21 protein-coding genes and 1 tRNA gene are annotated in these 20,887 nt (G+C 72.2%); 5 read left to right on the plus strand and 17 right to left on the minus strand.

Features of this window, described 5'->3' with window-relative positions; translation table 11 throughout:
* Positions 1-64 precede the first annotated feature (64 nt).
* From IF188_RS11785 to IF188_RS11835, 11 genes are all read right to left on the minus strand, one after another.
* On the minus strand, positions 65-229 hold the full coding sequence (locus tag IF188_RS11785) for a hypothetical protein (RefSeq protein ID WP_191172002.1): 165 nt from the start codon (positions 227-229) through the stop codon (positions 65-67).
* A 68-nt stretch (positions 230-297) separates the two neighbouring features.
* A tRNA-Leu gene (locus IF188_RS11790) sits at positions 298-370 on the minus strand.
* Positions 371-441: 71 nt separating this feature from the next.
* A complete protein-coding gene (locus IF188_RS11795; RefSeq protein ID WP_191172162.1) occupies positions 442-1,890 on the minus strand; it encodes an NAD(P)/FAD-dependent oxidoreductase in 1,449 nt (482 codons plus the stop codon).
* Between the two features lie 34 nt (positions 1,891-1,924).
* Complete coding sequence (locus tag IF188_RS11800; RefSeq protein WP_191172003.1) at positions 1,925-3,223, minus strand: S8 family peptidase; 1,299 nt, start codon at positions 3,221-3,223, stop codon at positions 1,925-1,927.
* Complete coding sequence (locus IF188_RS11805; protein WP_191172004.1) at positions 3,220-3,735, minus strand: DUF501 domain-containing protein; 516 nt, start codon at positions 3,733-3,735, stop codon at positions 3,220-3,222. The genes IF188_RS11800 and IF188_RS11805 overlap by 4 nt, the downstream gene beginning before the upstream one ends.
* A 72-nt stretch (positions 3,736-3,807) precedes the next feature.
* Entirely contained in the window at positions 3,808-4,335 is a 528-nt protein-coding gene (locus IF188_RS11810) for an FtsB family cell division protein (RefSeq protein WP_191172005.1), read from the minus strand.
* A 144-nt stretch (positions 4,336-4,479) separates the two neighbouring features.
* Positions 4,480-5,760: a phosphopyruvate hydratase gene (gene eno / locus IF188_RS11815; RefSeq protein ID WP_191172006.1), complete on the minus strand. Its 1,281-nt coding sequence runs from the start codon at positions 5,758-5,760 to the stop codon at positions 4,480-4,482.
* A gap of 124 nt (positions 5,761-5,884) precedes the next feature.
* Positions 5,885-6,553, minus strand: coding sequence for an O-methyltransferase (locus IF188_RS11820; RefSeq protein ID WP_191172007.1), 669 nt, complete (start codon positions 6,551-6,553; stop codon positions 5,885-5,887).
* Positions 6,554-6,584: 31 nt separating this feature from the next.
* Positions 6,585-7,592 (minus strand): DUF1648 domain-containing protein, encoded by a 1,008-nt coding sequence (locus IF188_RS11825; protein WP_191172008.1) that lies wholly within the window; start codon positions 7,590-7,592, stop codon positions 6,585-6,587.
* On the minus strand, positions 7,589-8,617 hold the full coding sequence (locus IF188_RS11830; RefSeq protein ID WP_191172009.1) for a CPBP family intramembrane glutamic endopeptidase: 1,029 nt from the start codon (positions 8,615-8,617) through the stop codon (positions 7,589-7,591). Before IF188_RS11830 ends, IF188_RS11825 begins: the two co-directional genes overlap by 4 nt.
* Entirely contained in the window at positions 8,614-8,985 is a 372-nt protein-coding gene (locus IF188_RS11835) for a GntR family transcriptional regulator (RefSeq protein ID WP_191172010.1), read from the minus strand. The genes IF188_RS11830 and IF188_RS11835 overlap by 4 nt, the downstream gene beginning before the upstream one ends.
* Positions 8,986-9,071: 86 nt before the next feature.
* On the opposite strand from IF188_RS11835, the gene IF188_RS11840 reads away from it, so the two are divergent.
* Complete coding sequence (locus tag IF188_RS11840) at positions 9,072-9,545, plus strand: DUF4442 domain-containing protein (RefSeq protein ID WP_191172011.1); 474 nt, start codon at positions 9,072-9,074, stop codon at positions 9,543-9,545.
* A 3-nt stretch (positions 9,546-9,548) separates the two neighbouring features.
* On the opposite strand, the gene IF188_RS11845 is transcribed toward IF188_RS11840, so the two are convergent.
* Positions 9,549-10,310, minus strand: coding sequence for a helix-turn-helix domain-containing protein (locus tag IF188_RS11845; protein ID WP_191172012.1), 762 nt, complete (start codon positions 10,308-10,310; stop codon positions 9,549-9,551).
* A gap of 102 nt (positions 10,311-10,412) precedes the next feature.
* Between IF188_RS11845 and IF188_RS11850 the strand changes: the two genes are divergently transcribed.
* Positions 10,413-10,916, plus strand: a complete 504-nt coding sequence (locus tag IF188_RS11850; RefSeq protein ID WP_191172013.1) for a VOC family protein — start codon at positions 10,413-10,415, stop codon at positions 10,914-10,916.
* A gap of 47 nt (positions 10,917-10,963) precedes the next feature.
* Here IF188_RS11850 and IF188_RS11855 read toward each other — a convergent pair whose 3' ends face one another.
* Positions 10,964-11,773: an SGNH/GDSL hydrolase family protein gene (locus IF188_RS11855; RefSeq protein ID WP_191172014.1), complete on the minus strand. Its 810-nt coding sequence runs from the start codon at positions 11,771-11,773 to the stop codon at positions 10,964-10,966.
* Between the two features lie 81 nt (positions 11,774-11,854).
* A complete protein-coding gene (locus IF188_RS11860) occupies positions 11,855-12,298 on the minus strand; it encodes a YdeI/OmpD-associated family protein (RefSeq protein ID WP_191172015.1) in 444 nt (147 codons plus the stop codon).
* A gap of 78 nt (positions 12,299-12,376) precedes the next feature.
* Here IF188_RS11860 and IF188_RS11865 point away from each other — a divergent pair, with 78 nt between their 5' ends.
* Positions 12,377-13,624: an APC family permease gene (locus IF188_RS11865; protein WP_191172016.1), complete on the plus strand. Its 1,248-nt coding sequence runs from the start codon at positions 12,377-12,379 to the stop codon at positions 13,622-13,624.
* Here IF188_RS11865 and hisS read toward each other — a convergent pair.
* The 3 genes from hisS to nhaA form a co-directional block, all read right to left on the minus strand.
* The gene (gene hisS / locus IF188_RS11870; RefSeq protein ID WP_224751806.1) at positions 13,608-14,876 is read right to left on the minus strand and encodes a histidine--tRNA ligase; all 1,269 of its coding nucleotides are present in this window, start codon (positions 14,874-14,876) and stop codon (positions 13,608-13,610) included. The genes IF188_RS11865 and hisS overlap by 17 nt on opposite strands.
* A 141-nt stretch (positions 14,877-15,017) precedes the next feature.
* Positions 15,018-15,704: a MazG family protein gene (locus tag IF188_RS11875; protein ID WP_191172018.1), complete on the minus strand. Its 687-nt coding sequence runs from the start codon at positions 15,702-15,704 to the stop codon at positions 15,018-15,020.
* Complete coding sequence (gene nhaA, locus IF188_RS11880; RefSeq protein ID WP_191172019.1) at positions 15,659-16,819, minus strand: Na+/H+ antiporter NhaA; 1,161 nt, start codon at positions 16,817-16,819, stop codon at positions 15,659-15,661. The genes IF188_RS11875 and nhaA overlap by 46 nt, the downstream gene beginning before the upstream one ends.
* A 167-nt stretch (positions 16,820-16,986) precedes the next feature.
* Between nhaA and IF188_RS11885 the strand changes: the two genes are divergently transcribed.
* On the plus strand, positions 16,987-19,659 hold the full coding sequence (locus tag IF188_RS11885) for a phosphoenolpyruvate carboxylase (RefSeq protein WP_191172020.1): 2,673 nt from the start codon (positions 16,987-16,989) through the stop codon (positions 19,657-19,659).
* Positions 19,660-19,663: 4 nt separating this feature from the next.
* Positions 19,664-20,875: a phosphotransferase gene (locus IF188_RS11890; protein WP_191172021.1), complete on the plus strand. Its 1,212-nt coding sequence runs from the start codon at positions 19,664-19,666 to the stop codon at positions 20,873-20,875.
* Positions 20,876-20,887 lie beyond the last annotated feature (12 nt).

A 20,887-nucleotide genomic window follows, 5' to 3' on the forward strand; every position in this document is an offset into this window, starting at 1 on the left:
CACCGCGCGCCCTCTCCTGACGCGTTCCGCGGCGGACGGTGACACCCGCGCCGCGGGCACGTGTTCAGTCGGCCGACCGTGCCGCGCGCTCTGCCTCGATCTCTTCTTCGGCGCCGTAGACGGCGAGCGGCGGTGCGCCCAGCATGAGCGCCGTGAACTTCCACAACCAGCCGCTCTTGCGAGGCTCCCGGGGCGGAGCGGTCTGGGGGGCCGCGTTCTGCTCGGTCATATCAGGCTCCTTCGCCGATTTCACGAAGTTTATCGCTGATCACATGAGAGATCGAGAGGGACCACGGGTGCCCCCGCTGGGACTCGAACCCAGACTGAAGCGATTTTAAGTCGCCTGCCTCTGCCATTGGGCTACGGGGGCCGACGCCGTCCGCGCAGACGCGAATGCCGCAGGCTCATCTTCTCAGACGAGCCTGCGGTACCCGTGCGACTTTACTTCGCGGCGACCTTCTCGGCCTCCGCCGCCTCCGCCGCCTTCTGCGCAGCGGTCTTGCGGGGCGCACGGACCGGCGCCTTCTTGGCCGGCGCGGCCGGCTCGGCCGGAGCCTCGACGGGCGGGACCGGACGCGGACGTGCGGCGAACTCCTCGAAGACGTAGCGAGGATTCTGCACCGTCGACAGGTTGACGAGGTCGCGACCCAGCCAGAAGTTGTTCCACCAGCCCCACAGGACGCGCCACTTGCGCTCCCAGGACGGCATGGCCAGGCCGTGGTAGCCGCGGTGGGCGAGCCACGCGATCCAGCCCTTCAGCGCCAGGTTGCCGGACTGGAAGACGCCGACCCACAGACCGAGTCCTGCGACCGCGCCGAGGTTCTTGTGGAAGTACTGACGCGGAAGCTCGCCGCGGAGCACCGCGACCAGGTTCTTCGCGAGGAGCTTCGCCTGGCGGACGGCGTGCTGCGCGTTGGGCACGCAGTACCCGCCGACGCCGCCGCCCGACAGATCGGGCACAGCCGAGACGTCACCGGCAGCCCAGGCGCCCTCGACGAACTCGTCCTCGGTGCCCACGCGCAGGTCGGCGCGGGTGCGGATGCGGCCACGCTCCTCGACGGGCAGGTCGCCGCCGCGGACCACGGTCGGGTTGGCCATGACACCGGCCGTCCAGATGATCAGGTCGGTCGGGATGACCTCGCCGGTGGACAGCTGGATGTTGCCGTCGACCGCACCCTGCACCTGCGTGTCGAGGTGGACCGACGCCCCGCGCTTGGCGAGGTTCTTCAGCACCCACTCGCTCGTCTTGAGCGAGACCTCGGGCATGATCCGGCCCATCGCCTCGATCAGGTGGAAGTGCGTGTCTTCGAACGTGATCTGCGGGTAGCTCTTGACCAGCGACGACGCGAGCGAGCGCAGCTCGGCGAACACCTCGATGCCGGCGAAGCCGCCGCCGACCACGACGACCGTCAGCAGGCGGTCGCGCTCGGGCCCGGGGGGAAGCGTCGACGCCTTGTCGAAGTTCGACATGAGCTTGTCGCGGATCGCGACCGCCTCTTCGATCGTCTTCAGGCCGATCGCGTTGTCGGCGATGCCCGGGATCGGGAAGGTGCGCGACACGGCGCCGGCGGTGACGACGATCTGGTCGTACTCGAACTCGTAGGGCTCGCCCGCGATCGGGGTGATGGTCGCCGTCTTGTGAGCGTGGTCGATGCCGGTCACCTTCGCGGCGACGACATGCGTGCGCTTGAGGTGGCGACGCAGCGCCACGACCGCGTGGCGCGCCTCGATCGAGCCGGCAGCGACCTCGGGGAGGAACGGCTGATAGGTCATGTAGGGCAGCGGATCGACGATCGTCACGTCCGCCTCGCCCTTGCGCAGGTGCTTCTCAAGCTTCCAGGCCGTGTAGAAGCCTGCGTATCCGCCACCGACGATGAGGATCTTGGGCACGGTGTTGGTCACGGTTTGGAGTACTCCTCCTGTGTCAGCGGCTCGGCGTGCGGGACGCCAATCGGATGCGTCGGACAGCAGCGGTGACGCCGAGCGCCACCAGTATAGCGGCCGCCGTGAGCAAGGTGAGCGGCAGGGTCCCGTAGAGGACGGTGTCGCGGTCCGGCAGGAGCGGCGATGACGCGCGTGTGACGGTGTCGGCCTTCGGCAGCGGCGGCACCTCGACGGATGCCGCCGATTCGGTCGGCTGCGGCTGCGACTGCGCCCGGCGGTACAGGCGCACCCAGTCCTTGAGGCTCCCCATCGGATTGGCGTCGACACGCGCGACATCCGCTGACACGGCGGCTGCGGCATCCACCAGTCCGAAGCCGTACAGCAGCTTGTCGGCGGGATCGGCGCCCACCGGATGCGCGGTCTTGACGATCCGGTTGATGACGTTGTCGGCGTCGAGATCGGGATGCGCGGCACGCACGAGCGCGGCGATGCCCGCCACGATGGGCGCGGCGCCGCTGGTGCCGTCCCACGAGACCACCGTGCCGTCGGGCGAGACGCCGACGAGCTCTTCGCTCGGCGCGGTGACGCCGATCGTGATGCCCTGGGTCGAGGCGTCGACGCTCGCCTTGCCGGCTCGGTCGACACCCCCGACCGTCAAGACCCCCGGAATGGTCGCCGGTGCGCCCACGCGGGTCGTGCCGCTCCCCCGGTTGCCGGCTGCGACGACGACCACGACGTCGTGGTCGAACGCGTACTGGAACGCCTCGTCCCAGCTCTCGGGCCAGTCCGGCACGTTCGTGGTGAGCGACATGTTGATGACGTCGGCGCCGTGGTCGACCGACCAGTGGATCGCGTCGACGATCTGGTCGGCGAACGAACGGGTCGCCGACGAGCCGAATCCGACCGACACCGCCAGCAGCTGAGCCTCGGGCGCCACGCCGATCACGCCGGTCTCGGGGCCGGTGCCGCGTCCCGCGGCGAGCGAGGCGACCCAGCTGCCGTGGTCGGCGTCGACCGCGCCGACCGGGGTGCGGCCGTCCGACGAGCCGACGCCCGACACGTCGGTGCCGGCGGCGACGGCGCCGTCGAACTCGGCCGGGGCGCGGCCGATGCCGGTGTCGATGATCGCGATCTTGACGCCCTCGCCACGCGTGGTCTGCCACGCCTCGGCGATGCCGTAGTCATCGAGCCAGTACTGCGCCTTGCGCACCTCGTCCTCGCCGGAGCTCGAGGGGGGCGTGGGGTTCGGCGTCACCGCCTGGGCCATCGCCGGAACGCCCACGACGAGGGTCGTCGCGACGGCGGCCGAGGCGAGAGCTGCCAGGAGGCGACGCGTCATCCGGCCGTACCCGGCTGGGCGCACACGCAGCGCTCGGGCGACCACGACGACAGCTGGAGCGCCCGGTCGCCGATGGGGTTCACCCCGGGGCCGGCCGCCAGCGCGTGCCCGGCCAGCGCGTGCAGGCACTTGACGCGGGTGGGCATGCCGCCCGCCGAGATGCCGTCGATCTCTTCGACCTCGCCGTATGCGGCCCGGTCGCGCAGGTAGGCCTCGTGCGCGCGGAGGTAGGCCGCGGCGACCTCTTCATCGGCGAGCTCGTCCGAGAGCTCGCGCATCACGTGGTCGGCTTCGAGCGTCGACATCGCCGCGGTCGCGGCGGGGTGCGTGAGGTAGTAGAACGTGGGGAACGGCGACCCGTCGGGCAGCCGCGGAGACGTCGCCACCACGGTGGGATTGCCGCAGACGCAGCGCGCGGCGATGCCGAGGACCCCGCGGGCGGGCCGGCCCAGCTGCTCGCGAAGCACGGCGAGGTCGGCGTCGCTGACAGGGGGGAAGGGCGGAGTCGTCACGATCCCAGGCTATCGGGGCCGCCTGGGACGAGCCTGGACCGTGACACCCCGCAACAGCGTCTCACCCGCGATTCACGGCGTCGGCGCGTCTCCGGACGTGTCCGTCGGGGCGGGGCCCGTCGGCGTGTCGGTGGGCGTGCCGTCGGGGACGCCGAACCCGAGCGGGGCGACGGTCTGCGCCAAGCCCGCCTCGGTCACCGAGCGCACCAGCCGCGACATCCAGTCGGTGTGCGCCGCCTCGACCTGGTCGCTGACCGGCGCCTGCTCCTGCGGCTCGAGCTCGGGCGGCAGATCGTTGTCGACGAGGTACACCACCTCGCCGGGCTTGACGTAGTACAGACGCTCGCGTGCCTGCGTGGTGATGTACGCCGGGTCCTGCCAGCGATCCCGCTGCGCCTCGAGATCGGCCACCTCATCGCGGCTGAGCTCGACGGCGGCCTCGAGCGCCGCGATCTGCTGCCGCTGGTCGACGTAGGTGCCGATCGTCGGCACGAGCACGAACGCCGCGAGGACGACGAGCCCCAGCATGATCACCATGAAGCCGGACAGCCGGATGCCGCCGAGCCAGCCGCGCACGTCGACGGGGCGCCGACCGGCCACCGGGCGTCGGCGGTCAACGGTCCGCGGGGACGCCGGCGATCCGGAGGGACGGGAAGGGGGAGCCGCCGGTCTCTTGGCCACGGCTCCCCCTCCCGTTCGCAGACCGCTTCGCGGTGCGGTCGTCAACTGCAGTCGTGCTGCGCGTCAGCCCTTGAACCGGGGGAACGCTCCGCGACCCGCGAAGACCGCGGCGTCGCCGAGCTCTTCCTCGATGCGCAGAAGCTGATTGTATTTCGCGACACGCTCGCTGCGAGCGGGCGCGCCGGTCTTGATCTGACCGCAGTTCACGGCGACGGCGAGGTCGGCGATGGTCGTGTCCTCGGTCTCACCCGAGCGGTGCGACAGCATCGAGCGGTAGCCGTTCTGAGTCGCCAGGGCCACCGCGTCGAGCGTCTCGGTGAGGGTGCCGATCTGGTTCACCTTGACCAGCAGCGCGTTGGCGACGCCCAGGTCGATGCCGCGCTGCAGACGCTCGGGGTTGGTGACGAACAGGTCGTCGCCGACGAGCTGGACCTTCTTGCCGAGCTTGTCGGTGAGGGCCTTCCACGCGTCCCAGTCGTCCTCGGCGAGGGCGTCCTCGATCGTGACGATCGGGTAGTTGTCGACGAGGTCCGAGAAGTAGTCGGTCAGCTTCTCGGCCGACCAGGCCTGGCCCTCGACCGTGTACACGCCGTCCTTGAAGAACTCCGTGGCGGCGACGTCGAGGCCGACGGCCACGTCGGTGCCCGGCGTGAAGCCGGCCTTCTCGATCGCCTTGATGAGGAAGTCGAGGCCCTCGCGGTTGCTGGGGAGGTCGGGGGCGAAGCCGCCCTCGTCACCGAGGCCCGTCGCGTAGCCGGCGGCCTTCAGCTCGCCCTTGAGGACGTGGTAGACCTCGGTGCCCCAGCGCAGGGACTCGCGGTACGTCTCGGCGCCGATGGGGGCCAGGAAGAACTCCTGGAAGTCGATGCCGTTGTCGGCGTGCTCGCCGCCGTTGATGACGTTGAACAGCGGCACGGGCAGGACGTGCGCGTTGGGCCCGCCGAGGTAGCGGAACAGCGGCAGGTCGGCCGCATCGGCGGCGGCCTTGGCGACCGCGAGCGAGACCCCGAGGATCGCGTTCGCGCCGGTGCGCTCCTTGTTGGAGGTGCCGTCGGTCTCGTTGAGGATCTCGTCCACGATGCGCTGCTCGCTCGCGTCGACGCCCTCGATGGCGGGGCCGAGCTCGTCGATGACGGCGTCGATCGCCTTCAGGACGCCCTTGCCGCCGTAACGGCCCTTGTCGCCGTCGCGCAGCTCGTACGCCTCGAATGCGCCGGTCGACGCGCCGGAGGGGACGGCCGCGCGCTGGACGGTCCCGTCGTCGAGCAGCACCTCCACCTCGACGGTCGGGTTTCCGCGCGAGTCGAGGATCTCGCGCGCGCCTACAGCCTCGATCAGTGCCACAGGGGTCTCCTTGTTCGTGGAGGATGAATCGTCGGAGCTTCGTCGGTCCGGTCCCAGCCTACTGAACCGGCACGTCTCGTGACGGGGATGCCGGCGGCCGAGGCATCCATCGTCACCACGTGGGTCACACGACCAGTGCCAGCGCGATCCCGTCGTAGCCCTTGGCGTCGAGCGTCTGCAGAGCCGTCGCGTCGAATCGGGGATCGCGGCCGAGCATCTCGAGCCCGCGCTGCACGCCGATGATCTGCGGATTCTCGGTCGCGGGGTTGGCGATCTCGCCGCCGCGCACCGCGTTGTCGACCATCACCACGGTGCCCGGTCGGCCGAGCCGCGCCGCCCAGTCGAGGTAGATCGTGTTGGATTCCTTGTCGGCGTCGATGAAGACGAGGTCGAACGGCTCGCCGCCCTCGAGCGTCGGCAGCACGTCGGCGCCGCGCCCCAGCCGGATCTCGACCTTGCCGCCGACGCCGGCGCGGTCGAGGTTCGCGCGGGCGATCTCGGCGTTGCGGGGTTCGGCCTCGATCGTCACGACGCGCCCATCCTCGGGGACGGCGCGCGCGAGCCAGATCGTCGAATAGGCGCCGAGCGTGCCGATCTCGAGCACGCGCCGCGCACCCGACATGCGGGCGAGCAGGTGCAGCAGCTTGCCGTTGACCGGCGCGACCTCGATCGCCGGCAGCCCCGCGTCGTTCTGGTCTTCGACCGCGCGCTCCAGGCCGGGATCGTGCCCCACGAGAAGCTCGGTCAGGTAGGCGTCGACGCGGCGCCAGGTGTCAGGGGTCGGGTCAGCCATGCCCCCAGCAAAACCGGCGCCGCGGCGGGCGTCAAGACCTCGCGGCGCTCCGCTGCACGAGGGCCTCCAGCAGCGCCGCGGCCGTCGCGGCGTCGTCGACCGTCACGACGAACCGGCGGCCGTTGCGCCGCGTGACCTCGAGCGCCTCGCCAGTGCGCAGCACGATCCCGAAGCGGCGGCCCTGCGGCGCGATCCGCATGCCCCACCCGCCGAACTCCCCCATCGGGTTGACGAGCACATGGGCGGCCGAGTCGACGTCGCCGAGTGGCACGCGGAACCGCGGGAAGCCGAGGACCGACACGACCTGAAGACCGCTGTCGTCGACGCGCACGTGGAAGGCGAGCGTCGTCGCCGCGAAGAAGACCAGGATCACGGCGACACCGGTGAGCAGCCACGCGATCGCGGGCTCCGCGCCGGTCACCCACGCCACCACGGCGCCGACCGCGACCAGCAGCACGGCCGCGACGATCAGCACGGCGGCGCCCGTCGTCATCGCGATCGTCCTCATCCAGAGGACGCGCTCGTGCGGACCGAGGGCGAGCGGCGCGACCGGGCGGGTGGCGGCATCCATCGATTCCGTCCTCGGCTGCAGGAACCAGGCGACCACGCCCACGACGGCCGCCACGACCAGCGACGCGACGAGCGGAGCCCACACCGTGGGCGCCTGCGACGCGTCGTCCAGCCCGACCTGCATCACGAGGGTCCCGGTGAGGGCGACGGTGACCAGCGCCGACACCGCGGCAGCGCTCGCGCCCATCAGGCGATACGTCGGCCCGCGATCGCCGCGTCGCAGACCGCCGAGCGACGTGAATGCCATGAGAAGAGGCAGACCGAGGCCGAACAGCACCGTCATGAGGGGCTGAGTCCAGGCCGGCGCGAAGCCGTCCGCCTCGCCGGCGGCGTTCCAGTGCACCGCGACGGTCGCCGGCAGCTGCGGGAGCGCGATCAGCTGGACGACCACGCCCGCGGCGACGAGCACGACGGGAAGCCATACCCCCGCGAGCAGGAAGCGTCGGACGGGGAGGTCGGAGCGGGTCATCGGGGTTCTCCTTCGGTGGGAGTGACGGCGGGCGTGCGCGGCGCGGCGAGCGCCCCGGGACGGAACTGGCGGATGAGGACGATGACGCCCACCACGACCGCGAGCACGGCCCATGAGGCGACGCCCAGCGGGCCCACGAGCCCGAGGTCCGGCGTGGTGCCGGCGGCCACGAGGACGAAGACGATCCCGCCGACCGCGTTGAGCGAGCCGTGCGCGAGCACCGCGGGCCAGAGCGATGCGCTGCGCAGCCGCAGCCACCCGAAGAGCACGCCCCAGGCCACGCATCCGCCGACCATGAGCAGCACGCCGACGACGTCGGGACGCGCGAAGTTGTACCCGAGCAGGATCACCGGCGCGTGCCACAGGCCCCAGACCACGCCCGTGAGGAGAAGAGCCGGCCACGTGCCGAGCGGCAGCAGCGCGGTCTGCAGCCAGCCGCGCCAGCCGAGCTCCTCCCCCAGTGCCAGCACGCTGTTGACGACGGCGCCCATCGGCAGCGCGACGAACTGCAGCGCGACGAGCAGCGCCACCGGTGGCAGCGCCGAGCCGGCGGGAACGCTCGCGGCGAGCTGCGCGGCGTAGCCGGAGAATCCCACGAGGTCGAGACGGACGAGGCCGAGCGCGCCGGCGAGCAATGCGGTGGCGACCACGACCAGGACGGGCACCACGAGAGCGAGAGCGAGGAACAGGACGAACCGCCCGGCAGGCCGCAGCGGCCACAGTCCGAGGAACCGCGCGCGACCGCGCGCCGGGACGCGGAACGCGAAGACCACGACGAGGGCCGCCGCGGCGGGTGTGAGCATCATGGCGGGGAGCACAAGACCGGCGAACGGCGAGCGCAGCCCCTCGCCCAGCCACAGCGGGAGCGCGACGGCCCACGCGAGACCGCAGGCCAGCAGCACGAACGCGATGACGGCCGGCCAACGCACCGCCGTGTCAGGGGCCGGACTCGGAGCGGCGGTGGCGGCGGGCTCGGCGCTCACGGCGTCGTCGACGCCGGTTCGCGAGTCGGGTTCAGCGGTCATCGGTGCTCCTTGTGTTCGTCGCGGCCGGCTTCTCGCACCAGGGCGGCGAGGGCGTCGGGCGACAGCCCTGCCCCCCTCGCCCGGGCGACGAGATCGCGGATGTCGTGGTGGAGCGACTGCAGCGCCTCGGCCTGCGCGGTCACGACCGCACCCCTCCCCCGGCGAAGCTCGACGAGGCCTTCGTCGCGGAGGTCCTGGTAGGCGTGGAGCACGGTGTGGACGTTGACGCCGAGCGCGGCGGCGATGTCGCGGGCTGCGGGAAGACGATCGCCCGCGCGCAGTCGGCCCGCCGCCGCGTCCGCCCTCACCGAGGCCGCGATCTGCGCGAACAGCGGCGCATCGCTCTCCGTATCGATTCGCACCAGCACACACTTATTCTATGACAAGTAGAACAATTGTGCACAGTCGCCAATCGACTGGGACCACACGGAGGGCGTCGGCCATGCTGGGGCCCATGCGCGTCACTCCCCGCCGCCTCGCCGTCGGCATGAGCCTGTGGATCCCCAACCTGTTCAGCGGCATCCGCGTGAGGCGCTTCTCGGCGGACTGGACGAGCGCCACCGTCGAGCTGCACGTCAACCTGTTCACCCGCAACTACGTGAAGACCGCGTTCGGCGGGTCGATGTCGGCGATGACGGACCCCTACTACTTCATGCTCGTGATGCACCAGCTCGGGCGGGACTATGTGGTGTGGGACACCCGCGGCGAGATCGAGTTCGTCAAGCCGGGCCGCGGCGTGCTCACGGCACGCTTCGAGGTGCCGCGCGAGAAGGCCGACGAGCTGCGCGAGCGCGCCCGCGGCGGCGCGAAGGTGCTGGAGTGGTTCGAGACCGACATCACCGACGCGGCGGGCGATGTCGTGGCCCGCGTCCGCCGAGAGGTCTACGTGCGCGAGAAGAAGCGGGTGACCGCGGCCGCCGCAGTGTGACGGTCAGCGCTCGCCGCGATAGTCGGACGGCGTGAACCCCAGCATCCTGCGGAAGTCGTTCGCGAGGTGCGCCTGGTCGGCATAGCCGAGGTCCGCGGCGATCGCGGCGAGAGAGGCCGACGGATCGTCACGCACGCGCTGCGCCGCCTCCTGCAGGCGCCGACGGCGGATCATGGCCGCCGGCGACAGCCCCACGGTGCGATGCGCGAGCCGCTGCAGCGTGCGCGCCGATACGCGCAGACGCTCGGCGGCATCGTCCAGGCGCAGCGTCGTCGGGTCCGTCATCAGCAGCTCGGCCATCGCGTTGGCGAGCCGCGCCTCGGGCGTGACGACGCCCACCCGCGCGACGAGCCACGCCTCGACGATGGCGACCGCCGCCTGCACGTCCGGCATCGCGGCGACGACGGCCGACTGCAGCGCCGGCTCGTCGAGCACGATGTGCTGGTCCGCCAGCGACGCCGGGGCCGCCGTGAGCTGCGCGAGCGCGGCCGGCCTCAGCAGCGCCCCCACCGCCCAACCGCTCCCCCGCAGCACACGCTCGCCCGCGCGCGTCGTGACTCCCCACAGCGTCACGCCGTCGGGTTCGACGGCGAGGTTCGCCGCCGGGTACGACAGCACCGCCTGCCGCGACTCGACGCCCTCGGGCAGGTCCCACTGCGGGATCCAGTACCACTCCACGAGATCAGATGCCGCCTCCCCGGGCGGCAGCCGCGTGAAGTGCGGAAGGCGGTCGGGGTAGAGCACACCGCGGTTGGGGTCGGTCACGCGGCAACGCTAGCGGGGTGCTCGGACAGGCCTCGGTCGCGGCAGCAGAGGTTGTCGCGAATCTGCAAGCCGCGGCATCCCTCCCTCCGCGACGATCGGAGCATGACCGCAGACAGCACCACCGGCGCGACCGGTGTCCACACGACCGACGGCCGCCCGAACGGGGCGACCACCCTCACCCCCTTCCTCGCGATCCGCCGCGCGAAGGAGGCCATCGACTTCTACCGCGACGTGTTCGGCGCGCGGGTGACGGACGTCACCGAGGTCGGCGGCCTCGTCGTCCACGCGGGGCTGGACTTCGGACTCGGCATCCTGCAGCTCGGCGAGCCCTCGCCGGAGTACGGGCTGGTGCCCGCGCCCGAGGGCGATGAGGACTGCTACTCCATCGGCATCTACGTGCCCGACGTCGACACCGTGACGCAGCGGGCCGTCGCCGCCGGAGCCACCGTGCGCGAAGCGCCGTCCACGTTCGTCTCGGGCGACCGGTTCGCGAGCGTGCGCGACCCCTTCGGGGTGCGCTGGTCGATCATGACCCGGGTCGAGGACCTGTCCGAGCAGGAGAGCGCCGCCCGCGTCGCGGAGTGGGCGGCCTCGTACGCGAGCTGACGCACGGACCCGGCGGCGACTCCCGTTCGACAGGCGGGAGTCGCTGCTCACCCGTCGCCGTCGGTCAGTGCCGCGATCACCGCGGGCAGCAGCGCCTCGGCGGTGCGCCGGTAGCCGAGGGCGCTCGGGTGGAAGCGGTCGAGGCTGAACATCTCGTCGGGCTGCGTCACGAAGAACGGGCCCACCGCACGGCGCAGCGACACGGGGTGCGCGTCGTGCCGCTGCGCGGCCTGGGCCTGGGCGGCGGCGAGCTGTCGCGAGAGCCGCCCGCCCAGCGCCCGCAGCGGCTGCGGCACGGGGCGCAGCGCCGACAGGTCAGGACACGTGCCCACGACCACGGCAGCGCCTCGCGCCTGCAGCCGCACGATCGCCTCTTCGAGCTGCGCGACCGAGGCCGAGACGGGAACACGGTGCGTGACGTCGTTGCCGCCGACGACGATCACCGCGACATCGGGGCGGTAGCCGGGCGGCAGGGCGTCGATCTGGGGCGCCAGCATCGACGTCTCGGCGCCGACCACCGCCGCCGTCCGCAGCCGCACCGGCCGACGCTCGGCACGGGCGAGACCCTTGGCCAATCGGGCACCCAGGGTGTCCTTGCAGCGCTCGGCGCCGAGACCCGCGGCGATCGAGTCGCCCAGCACGACGAGCTCGCGCGGCGGTCCGTCGAAGCGGCCGCCCCACACGCGGTCGGCGTCGAGGGCGTCCTCGCCGAGAGGCTTGCCGATGCGGCGGCGGGCGACCGCGGCCTGGCGGGTCAGCACCGCACGGCCGCCCAGCACGACCAGCCCGGCCCCGATCGCGATCCCCGCGGCGCCCGCCAGGACGGGGCGCGGCACGACCTCCCGTGAGCGAGCCATGCGGCCATGCCACCGCACCCGGATGAACGGATGCCGTCACGCCGGTGACGGGACGGTGCGCCCGGCCGCCGGCATCCGTCGTCAGGACGCGGCGAGCCCCTCGACGGCGGCGGCGACGCGGCGCTCGCGGGTATCGGGCCGCTTGGCCTCGGCGACGCCGCGCGCCAGCTCCTTGCGGCGCGAGAACGACAGCGCGTCGAACCTCGCCCGTACCCCGGCAGCCTCCAGCGCGGCGGCGAGGTCGTCCGGCACGTCCACCTCGCGCTCGGCCGTGTCGAGCGCGACCGTGGCGTCGATCTCGTCGCCGATGTCGACGCCGAGCTGGGCGCGAACGGCCTTCGAGAGGCCGATGACGTTCTTGCCGTCCATCACGGCGAGGCGCACCCGCGCGGTGCTGTCGCCCACGGCGACGACGACCGCGGCGCGCTTGCCGCCGCCCAGCTCGTCGACCTGGGCATCGCTCAGCTCGATCGCGGTCGCGGGGCCGAACGGCACGAGAACGGTGTGGATCTGCAGCGTCGTCATGCGCCCATCCTGGCCAATCCGCGCCGGCCGCGCGAGAGCAGCTCCGACCGTTCCCCTCGGCGCGCTAGGGTTCGGCCCGTGACACCTCCCGCACTCCAGCGCCGGCTCGGCCTCGGCGACGCCGTCTTCATCGGCCTCGGCTCGATGGTCGGCGCCGGCGTGTTCGCCGTCTGGGCTCCGGCTGCGGATGCCGCCGGCACGGGTCTGCTCGTCGGCCTTGCCATCGCCGCGGTCGTCGCGTTCGGAAACGCCACCTCATCGGCGCAGCTCGCCGCCGCCCACCCGACCTCGGGAGGAGCGTACGCCTATGGACGCGCGGAGCTCGGTCCGTGGTGGGGATTCATCGCGGGCTGGGGCTTCGTCGTCGGCAAGACCGCGAGCTGCGCGGCCATGGCGCTGACGTTCGCGGCGTACGCCGCACCCGCCGGCTGGGAGCGCCCGGTCGCGATCGGCGCGGTCGTCGCGCTCACCGCCGTGAACTGGTTCGGCGTCACCCGCACAGCGGGCGCCGCGCGCGTGATCGTCGTGATCACCCTGGGCGCCCTCGGGGCCGCGGTCACCGCGGCATTCTCAGGCGGCGCCTTCTCGGACGGGTCCGCCCCCGGGTCGCTGTGGACCGGGGGCGCGTACGGCGTCCTGCAGTCCGCGGGGCTGCTGTTCTTCGCCTTCGCCGGCTACGCGCGCATCGCCACGATGGGCGAAGAGGTGCGCGAGCCGCGGCGCGTGATCCCGCGTGCGATCGTGATCGCGTTCGTCGTCGCGCTCGCCGTGTACGCCGTCGTCGCCGTCGCGGTGCTCGGGGCGCTCGGACCAGCCGGGGTCGCGGCATCCACCGAGCCTGTCGCCGACGCGGCCGCGCGCTCGGGCTGGGAGTGGATCGGCGTCGTCGTGCGCGTCGGAGCGGCCGCGGGCTCTCTGGGCGCCCTGCTCGCCCTCATCGCCGGCGTCAGCCGCACCGCTTTCGCGATGGCGCGCGAGCGCGACCTGCCGGCGTACCTCGACCGCGTGCACCCTCGCTGGCATGTTCCGCACCGCGCCGAGCTCACCGCCGGCGCCCTCGTCGTCGCGTTGGTCGCGCTCGTCGACCTGCGCGGCGCGATCGGCTTCTCGTCGTTCGGCGTGCTGCTGTACTACTTCGTCGCGAACGTCGCCGCCTTCCGGCAGCGCGGCGACGCGCGGCGGTACCCGGTGGCGCTGCAGGTGATCGGAGGGATCGGATGCCTCGTCCTGGCCGCGACCCTGCCGTGGCAGTCCGTAGCGGCCGGGGTCGCCGTGGTCGCGGTCGGCGTGGCCTACCGCGCCATCCGGATCAGGCGAGCGGCTTGACCTCGAGCGCGTCGGCCGTGGTGCCGGCCGACACCGTCGCGAACGCGGAGTAGCCGTCGGCGGCGGCGCGCTCCAGCAGGGCCTTGAGGTTCTTCGTGCGGTGCTCCAGCCGCACGCGGGACCCCTGTCGCACGAGCGCGGCCTTGAGCGCGAGCAGCTCCCCCTCGGTCACGTCGCGGTCGTGGACCAGCACGACGGCCTCGGCGCCGGCATCCGCACGACCCGCGACGAGGTCGACGATCCTCTCGAAGCCGATCGAGAAGCCGACCGCGGGCACGTCCTGACCGAGGAATCGGCCGATCATGCCGTCGTAGCGGCCGCCGCCGCCCAGCGAGTAGTCGACCGAGGGGTGGGCGAGCTCGAAGATCGTGCCGGTGTAGTAGCCCATGCCGCGCACGAGGAACGGGTCGAACACGAGCGGGATGTCGCCGAGCGGGCTGTCGACGCCGCGCGCGGCCGCCACCGCCGCGCCGATTCCGACGAGGTGCGCGACGATGTCATCGGGTGCGCCCTCGGGCAGGGCTTTGCGGATCTGGCGCTCGCCGTACGGGTTGTACTCCAGCGTCTGCGGGCGGCGCAGGAAGGCGTCGAACGCGTCGACCGCCGACGCCGACGCGTCGCGCTCACGCAGTTCGGCCACGATGCCGTCAGGACCGATCTTGTCGAGCTTGTCGATCGTGATGAGGACGCCGGGGCGCTCGTCGGCGCCGAAGCCGAAGTCATCCAGCATCCAATCCAGCAGTCGTCTGTCGTTGATGCGGATGCTGCCGCCCTCGAGGCCGAGCGCATCCAGCGTGTCGAGCGTCGCGACGGCGAGCTCGGCCTCGGCGCGCGCCGACGCGTCGCCGATGATGTCGATGTCGCACTGCACGAACTGCCGGTAGCGGCCCTTCTGGGGGCGTTCGGCACGCCACACCGGCGCGATCTGGATCGACCGGAAGACCGACGGCAGCTGTCCGCGGTTGCTCGCGTAGAACCGCGCGAGAGGGACGGTGAGGTCGTAGCGCAGGCCGAGGTCGGTGAGCGCTGCCGGGTCGTCGGCCGCGGCCCGGATCGCATCGGCGTCGAGACCGCGCTTGAGCACGTTGTACGCGAGCTTCTCGTTGTCGCCGCCGATGCCGGCGTGCAGCCGCGCGTGCTCCTCCATGACCGGCGTCTCGATCTCGTCGAAGCCGTGCGCGCGGTAGCGCTCACGGATGACGGCGAGGACGCCCTCGCGGCGGGCCTTGTCAGCGGGGAGGAAGTCGCGCATGCCGCGCGGCGGGTTCACGGATGCCACGCATCCATTCTGCTGGCTGGGCCTCGCTTGCCGAAAACAGGAGATCTCGCGTACGCAGGTCGTTCGTTGCGAAATCGTCCTGTCTCAGCGAGATCTCCTGATCTGGGTGAGGGCTCAGGCGCCCTCGGACGCGCGGATCTCGGACTGCAGCGCGCGCAGTCGCTCGCGGAGCGCCCGCTCGGCGTCCCACCCGTTCGCCCGCGCGGTCGCGACGAGGGCGAGCAGTGCGTCGCCGAGCTCGGCCTCGGATGCCGGCGGCTCGCGGGACGGCACCGCCGGCACGACACCGGCCTGGGACGCCTTCGACAGGAGCTTCTGCGCGAGCGCCAGGCTCGGCATCCGCTCACTGACCCCGTCGAGCACGCTCGTCCGTGCGCTCTTCTCGGCCGCCTTCGCGGCGTTCCAATGCACCAGCACCTCTTCGGGCGTGGTCGCGATCGCGTCGCCGAAGACGTGAGGATGCCGCCGCACCATCTTGTCGGTGAGCCCGCGCGCGACGTCGTCGATGTCGAACGGGTCTTCGGGGTCGCGCGAGGCGATCTCGGAGTGGAACAGCACCTGCCACAGCAGGTCGCCGAGCTCTTCGCGCAGCTCGTCCCGTGACCCCTCCTCGACGGCGTCGATGAGCTCGGCGCTCTCTTCCACGAGGTACGGCACGAGGGCGCGGTGGTCGATCTGCTGCGTCCAGACGCACCGGTCGCGCACGGCGTGCATGACGAGCGCTGCCTCCCGGAGCGCGTCGGGGTCGGTGGGGACTACGCGGGCTTCTGGGCGGTCGCCGTCAGGCGTCGATGGTGCCATGCCCGCCACGATACGAGCCCCGCGGCCAGGAGGAGCGAAACGACCGACCCTGCCAGCACGCCGAGCGTCGCCTGGTCGCGCAGCGGCGGCGCGTCGGCGAACGCGAGCTCGGACAGCAGCAGCGACACCGTGAAGCCGATGCCGCCGAGGGCTCCGGCGGCCAGCAGGTCCGCGAAGGCCAAGGGAGGCGGTCCCCCGCGGTGCGCGACGCGCAGCGACACCCAACCGAACAGCGAGATACCCACGAGCTTGCCGACCGGCAGCGCCACCAGCACGCCCCAGAACGCCGGCGACAGCTGTGACAGCGGCACCGACGGGATCGCGACGAGCGCCGCCGAGAACGCGAACACGGGCAGCACGATGACGTTCACCCACGGCTCCAGCTCGTGCCGCACGCGCAGCGCAGGTCGCTGCGCCATTGCGAGCCCGAGCACGACGCCCGCGATCGTCGCGTGCACGCCCGAGAGGTACACGAGCACCCAGGCCGCGATCGCGAGCACGACGAGCATGATCGCGATAGGCACACGTGCCCGCGTGTCGAGCTGACGGCTCAGGATGCCGAACGCGACCACCGCGACGGCGGCCCCGGCGAGCGCGCCGAAGTTCACGTCGGACGTGAAGAGCACGGCGATGAAGACGATGCCGACGATGTCGTCGAGGATCGCCAGGGCGAGCAGGAACACCCGCAGCGCCGACGGCAGCCCCTTCCCGAACACCGCCAGCACGCCGAGCGCGAACGCGATATCGGTGGCGGTGGGGATCGGCCAGCCGTCGACCGCGTCCGATCCCCAGGCGATGACGGCGTAGAGGACGATCGGCAGCACCACGCCGCCGGCGGCGGCGATCGCCGGCTGCAGCGCCTTGCGCGCAGAGTTCAGCTGGCCGCTGGTGAGCTCGTACTGCAGCTCGACGGCGACCACGAAGAAGAAGATCGCCAGCAGGCCGTCCTTGATCCAGTGCGACACGCTGAGCTCGAAGACGCCCGGGATTCCGAGGTACGAATGCATGACGGCATCCACCGGTCCGGCGGCGGGCGAATTGGCGACCACCAGCCCAAGGGCTGCGGCCACGAGCAGGACGATGGCGGGGAATCTGGCGGAGCGAAGAAGCGACATCGGGCCTCCGTGAGGGCGTTCGCGGGTCGACGCGAAGGGTCGACAGGGACGTGCCGACCAGACTTCCCGGCGCTCCGCGGGCCAGTCTAGCGAGGGCACCTGTGGAGCGGTCGTCACACAGCGTCCGCCGTGACAACGACGAAACGATGCACCGTTAGCCTGGATGGATGCGCGAACTCACCAACACCGAAGCGATCGACCTCGTCGGGCGATTCGAGGCCGAGCAGGGTATTCCCGAGAGCATGCGCGGCGACGTGCGCCTCTTGGGCACGCTCCTCGGTCAGGTGCTGCGTGAGAGCGGCTCCCCCGGGCTGTACGAGGACGTCGAGCGCCTGCGCACCGCGACCATCCAGGCCTACACCGACGAGACGCCCGAGGCGTTCGCCCGTGCCGCAGCGATCGCCGACTCGTTCACGATCGCCCGCGCCGACGAGGTCGCCCGGGCCTTCACCGCCTATTTCCACCTCGTCAACCTCGCCGAGGAGCATCAGCGCGTGCGCGTGCTGCGCGAGCGAAACGGGCACCCCGAGTCCGGCGGTCAGGCCGACACCGTGGCGTCCGCGTACGCCAAGCTCGCCGACGAGGTCGGCGCGGACGCCGCCCTGGAGCACCTGCAGAGCATGCGCTTCCACCCCGTCTTCACCGCGCATCCGACCGAGGCCCGCCGCCGCGCCGTGTCGACCAGCATCCGCCGCCTCGCGTCGCTCCTCGGCGAGCACGACCTCGCGCAGTCCGGGGGCGCCGATGAGCGCCGCGCCCAGCGCCGCATGCTCGAAGAGATCGACACGCTCTGGCGCACCGCGCCGCTGCGCCCCGAGAAGCCGTCGCCCACCGACGAGGTGCGCGCCGTCATGGCCGTCTTCGACGACACGCTCTACACCGCCGTCCCGCACGTCTACCGCCGCATCGACGACGCCCTGCAGGGTGTGGATGCCGGCGGCAAGGCGCCCATCGTGCGCCCCTTCGTGCGTGTGGGCTCATGGGTCGGCGGCGACCGGGACGGCAACCCCTTCGTGACGGCATCCGTCACCCGCAAGGCGTCCGCGATCGCGAGCGAGCACGTCCTGCTCGGTCTGGAGCACACCGCCAGCCGCATCGGCCGCACCCTCACCCTCGATGCCGCGACGACGCCGCCGAGCGACGCGCTGATCGCGCTGTGGCAGCGTCTGCGTGCCGCCGACGAGGACGCCGCGAAAGACATCGCCAAGCGCTCCCCCGACGAGCCGCACCGCCGCATCATGCTGCTCATCGCGCGCAAGATCGACGCGACGCGCAAGCGCAACGCCGACCTCGCGTACCGCGACCCCGAGCACCTGCTCGCCGACCTGCGCACCGTGCAGGACTCGCTCGTGCAGGCGGGTGCGCCGCGTCAGGCGTACGGGCACCTGCAGCAGCTGCTGTGGCAGGTCGAGACGTACGGCTTCCACCTGACCGAGCTCGAGGTCCGTCAGCACTCCGCCGTGCACGCCAAGGTGCTCGCCGAGCTCGAGTCGGGAGCGCCCCGCAGCGAGCTGGCCGAAGAGGTGCTCGACGTCATCCGCACGATCGCGTTCCTGCAGGAGCGCTACGGGCCGCGCGCCGCAGGCCGGTACATCGTGTCGTTCACGCAGTCGGCCGACGACCTCGCCAACGTCCACAAGCTGGCACGCTTCGCCGTCGGGCCCGACGGCACCCCGCCCGTGCTCGACGTCATTCCGCTGTTCGAGACGTTCGCCGATCTGCAGGCGGCGCCGCGCATCCTCGCCGAGATCGTGGATCACCCCGAGTTCGCCGCGCGCCTGGACGCGACCGGCCGCCGGCTGGAGGTCATGCTCGGCTATTCGGACTCGTCGAAGGACGTCGGCCCCGTCGCCGCCAACCTCGCGCTGTACCAGGCGCAGGCCGAGATCGCGGCCTGGGCCGACGAGAACCGCATCGAGCTGACGCTCTTCCACGGCCGCGGCGGCGCCCTCGGTCGCGGCGGCGGTCCCGCCAACTCCGCCATCCTCGCCCAGCCGCCGCACTCGGTGGACGGCCGGTTCAAGCTCACCGAGCAGGGCGAGGTCATCTTCGCCCGCTACGGCGACCCGGCCATCGCCATCCGCCACATCGACCAGGTCGCCGCCGCCATCCTGCTCGCCTCCGCTCCCTCGAACGAGGAGCGCAACCGCGCGGCCGCCGATCGCTATGCGGACGTCGCCGCCACGATGGATGCGGCATCCCGCGAGCGCTTCTTCTCGCTCGTCAAGGCGCCCGGCTTCGCACCCTGGTTCGCCCGCGTCACCCCGATGGAAGAGATCGGCCTGCTCGCTCTCGGCTCGCGGCCTGCCCGCCGCGGCCTGTCGGTCGAGTCGCTCGAAGACCTGCGTGCCATCCCCTGGGTGTTCGCGTGGACGCAGGCACGCATCAACCTGGCGGGCTGGTTCGGCCTGGGCACCGCGCTGCAGACCGTCGGCGACGAGCCGCTGCTGCAGCGCGCCTACCAGGAGTGGCCGCTCTTCCGCACCCTGATCGACAACGTCGCCATGAGCCTCGCGAAGACCGACGACCGCATCGCCCGGCACTACCTCGAGCTCGGCGACCGAGACGACCTGGCCGCCCTCGTGCGCGACGAGATGCACCTCACGCGCGACTGGGTGATCCGCGTGACCGGCGGCACCGAGCTGCTCGGAAACAAGCCGGTGCTGCAGCGGGCCGTCAAGATGCGCAGCCCCTACGTCGATGCGCTGTCGCTGCTGCAGCTGCGGGCGCTGCGCGCCCTGCGCGAAGCGCCGCAGGATGCTCCTGTCGATCCCGAGCTGCAGCGCCTGCTGCTGCTCTCGGTCTCGGGCGTCGCGGCCGGTCTGCAGAACACCGGGTGAGCCGGTGGCCACGGAGCCCGGGCTCTCGGTCCGGCTGGTGCTGGTGCTCCCGGGCGGCACGCCGCTCGGAGTGACCGCGCCGTTCACGGTCGCGCCCGATCCCGGCTCCGAGCCGGAGTGGGACTGGCGTGAAGTTCCCGCCGTGCTCGGCGCCGCAGGAGCCACCCTCGGGATCACGCCGACGCTGCTGCGCCTCGCCCGGGTGACGCCGCGCGAGGGGGATCGCGCCGAAGAGGTCGTGTACGTCGCCGAGGTTTCGGAGCGGCCGGATCTCCCCCTCTACGACGGGGAGGCCTCGCTCATCGCCGACGCGCCGCTGCGCATGGCGTGGGCGAAGCCCGGTGGACCGGACGGGTACCTGCTGTGGGCGCAGGCGGCGCTCGCCGCGCAGGGCATCGCGGTCACCGGTGAGCCTGAGCAGATCCGCACCTGGAACCTGTCTGCGCTGTGGCGCCTCGCCGCCGATTCCGGCATCGTGTGGCTCAAGGCCGTGCCGCCGTTCTTCTCGCACGAGGGCGCGGTGCTCGAGCGCCTGCAGGCGTACGCCGTGCCGCGGCTCCTCGCCCGCGCCGACGACGCGGTGCTGCTGGCAGACGTGCCCGGCGACGACCGCTACGGTGCCGGCCCCGACACCGCGCGGCGCATGATCGACCTGCTCGTCGGCATCCAGTCGTCCGTCGATCCCGCGACGCTGCCGCCGATGCCGCGGTGGACGCCGACGTCGCTCGCACCGATGGCCGAGCGCACTCTCGCCCTCGCCGACGACGTCGACGCGGACGATCGCACCGCGGTGGCGAGCCTCATCGCGCGCCTCCCCCGGCTCGAGGCCGACCTCGCGATGTGCGGGCTGCCCGACACCCTCGTCCACGGCGACTTCCACCCGGGCAATCTGCGCGGCGACGACGACCACCTCGTGCTGCTGGACTGGGGCGACAGCGGCATCGGCCACCCGCTGCTGGACCACGCGGCCTTCATGGAGCGGATGCCGGCGGCCGCGGCATCCCGGCTCACGACGCACTGGACCTCCGCGTGGCGCACGGCCGTCCCGGGGTCTGACCCCGCGCGGGCGCTGGAGCTGCTCGCACCCTACGGCGCGCTGCGCCAGGCGACCCTCTACCGCGGCTTCCTCGACCGCATCGAGGCGTCCGAGCAGATCTACCACGCGGCCGATCCGGCCAGCTGGCTGCGACGCACCGCGGCGCTCGAGCGCGGCTGAGGCCAGGCGTCG

This window comes from Microbacterium helvum (assembly GCF_014779795.1).
In the GTDB taxonomy this organism is placed as follows: Bacteria; Actinomycetota; Actinomycetes; order Actinomycetales; family Microbacteriaceae; genus Microbacterium; species Microbacterium helvum.

Excerpts from the sequence above, each read along its gene's own strand:
- IF188_RS11785 (WP_191172002.1), bottom strand. The coding sequence starts at position 229 with ATGACCGAGCAGAACGCGGCCCCCCAGACCGCTCCGCCCCGGGAGCCT.
- IF188_RS11800 (WP_191172003.1), bottom strand. The coding sequence starts at position 3,223 with ATGACGCGTCGCCTCCTGGCAGCTCTCGCCTCGGCCGCCGTCGCGACG.
- IF188_RS11820 (WP_191172007.1), bottom strand. The coding sequence starts at position 6,553 with ATGGCTGACCCGACCCCTGACACCTGGCGCCGCGTCGACGCCTACCTG.
- IF188_RS11825 (WP_191172008.1), bottom strand. The coding sequence starts at position 7,592 with ATGACCCGCTCCGACCTCCCCGTCCGACGCTTCCTGCTCGCGGGGGTA.
- IF188_RS11830 (WP_191172009.1), bottom strand. The coding sequence starts at position 8,617 with ATGACCGCTGAACCCGACTCGCGAACCGGCGTCGACGACGCCGTGAGC.
- IF188_RS11840 (WP_191172011.1), top strand. The coding sequence starts at position 9,072 with ATGCGCGTCACTCCCCGCCGCCTCGCCGTCGGCATGAGCCTGTGGATC.
- IF188_RS11850 (WP_191172013.1), top strand. The coding sequence starts at position 10,413 with ATGACCGCAGACAGCACCACCGGCGCGACCGGTGTCCACACGACCGAC.
- IF188_RS11855 (WP_191172014.1), bottom strand. The coding sequence starts at position 11,773 with ATGGCTCGCTCACGGGAGGTCGTGCCGCGCCCCGTCCTGGCGGGCGCC.
- IF188_RS11860 (WP_191172015.1), bottom strand. The coding sequence starts at position 12,298 with ATGACGACGCTGCAGATCCACACCGTTCTCGTGCCGTTCGGCCCCGCG.
- hisS (WP_224751806.1), bottom strand. The coding sequence starts at position 14,876 with ATGCGCGACTTCCTCCCCGCTGACAAGGCCCGCCGCGAGGGCGTCCTC.
- IF188_RS11875 (WP_191172018.1), bottom strand. The coding sequence starts at position 15,704 with ATGGCACCATCGACGCCTGACGGCGACCGCCCAGAAGCCCGCGTAGTC.
- nhaA (WP_191172019.1), bottom strand. The coding sequence starts at position 16,819 with ATGTCGCTTCTTCGCTCCGCCAGATTCCCCGCCATCGTCCTGCTCGTG.
- IF188_RS11885 (WP_191172020.1), top strand. The coding sequence starts at position 16,987 with ATGCGCGAACTCACCAACACCGAAGCGATCGACCTCGTCGGGCGATTC.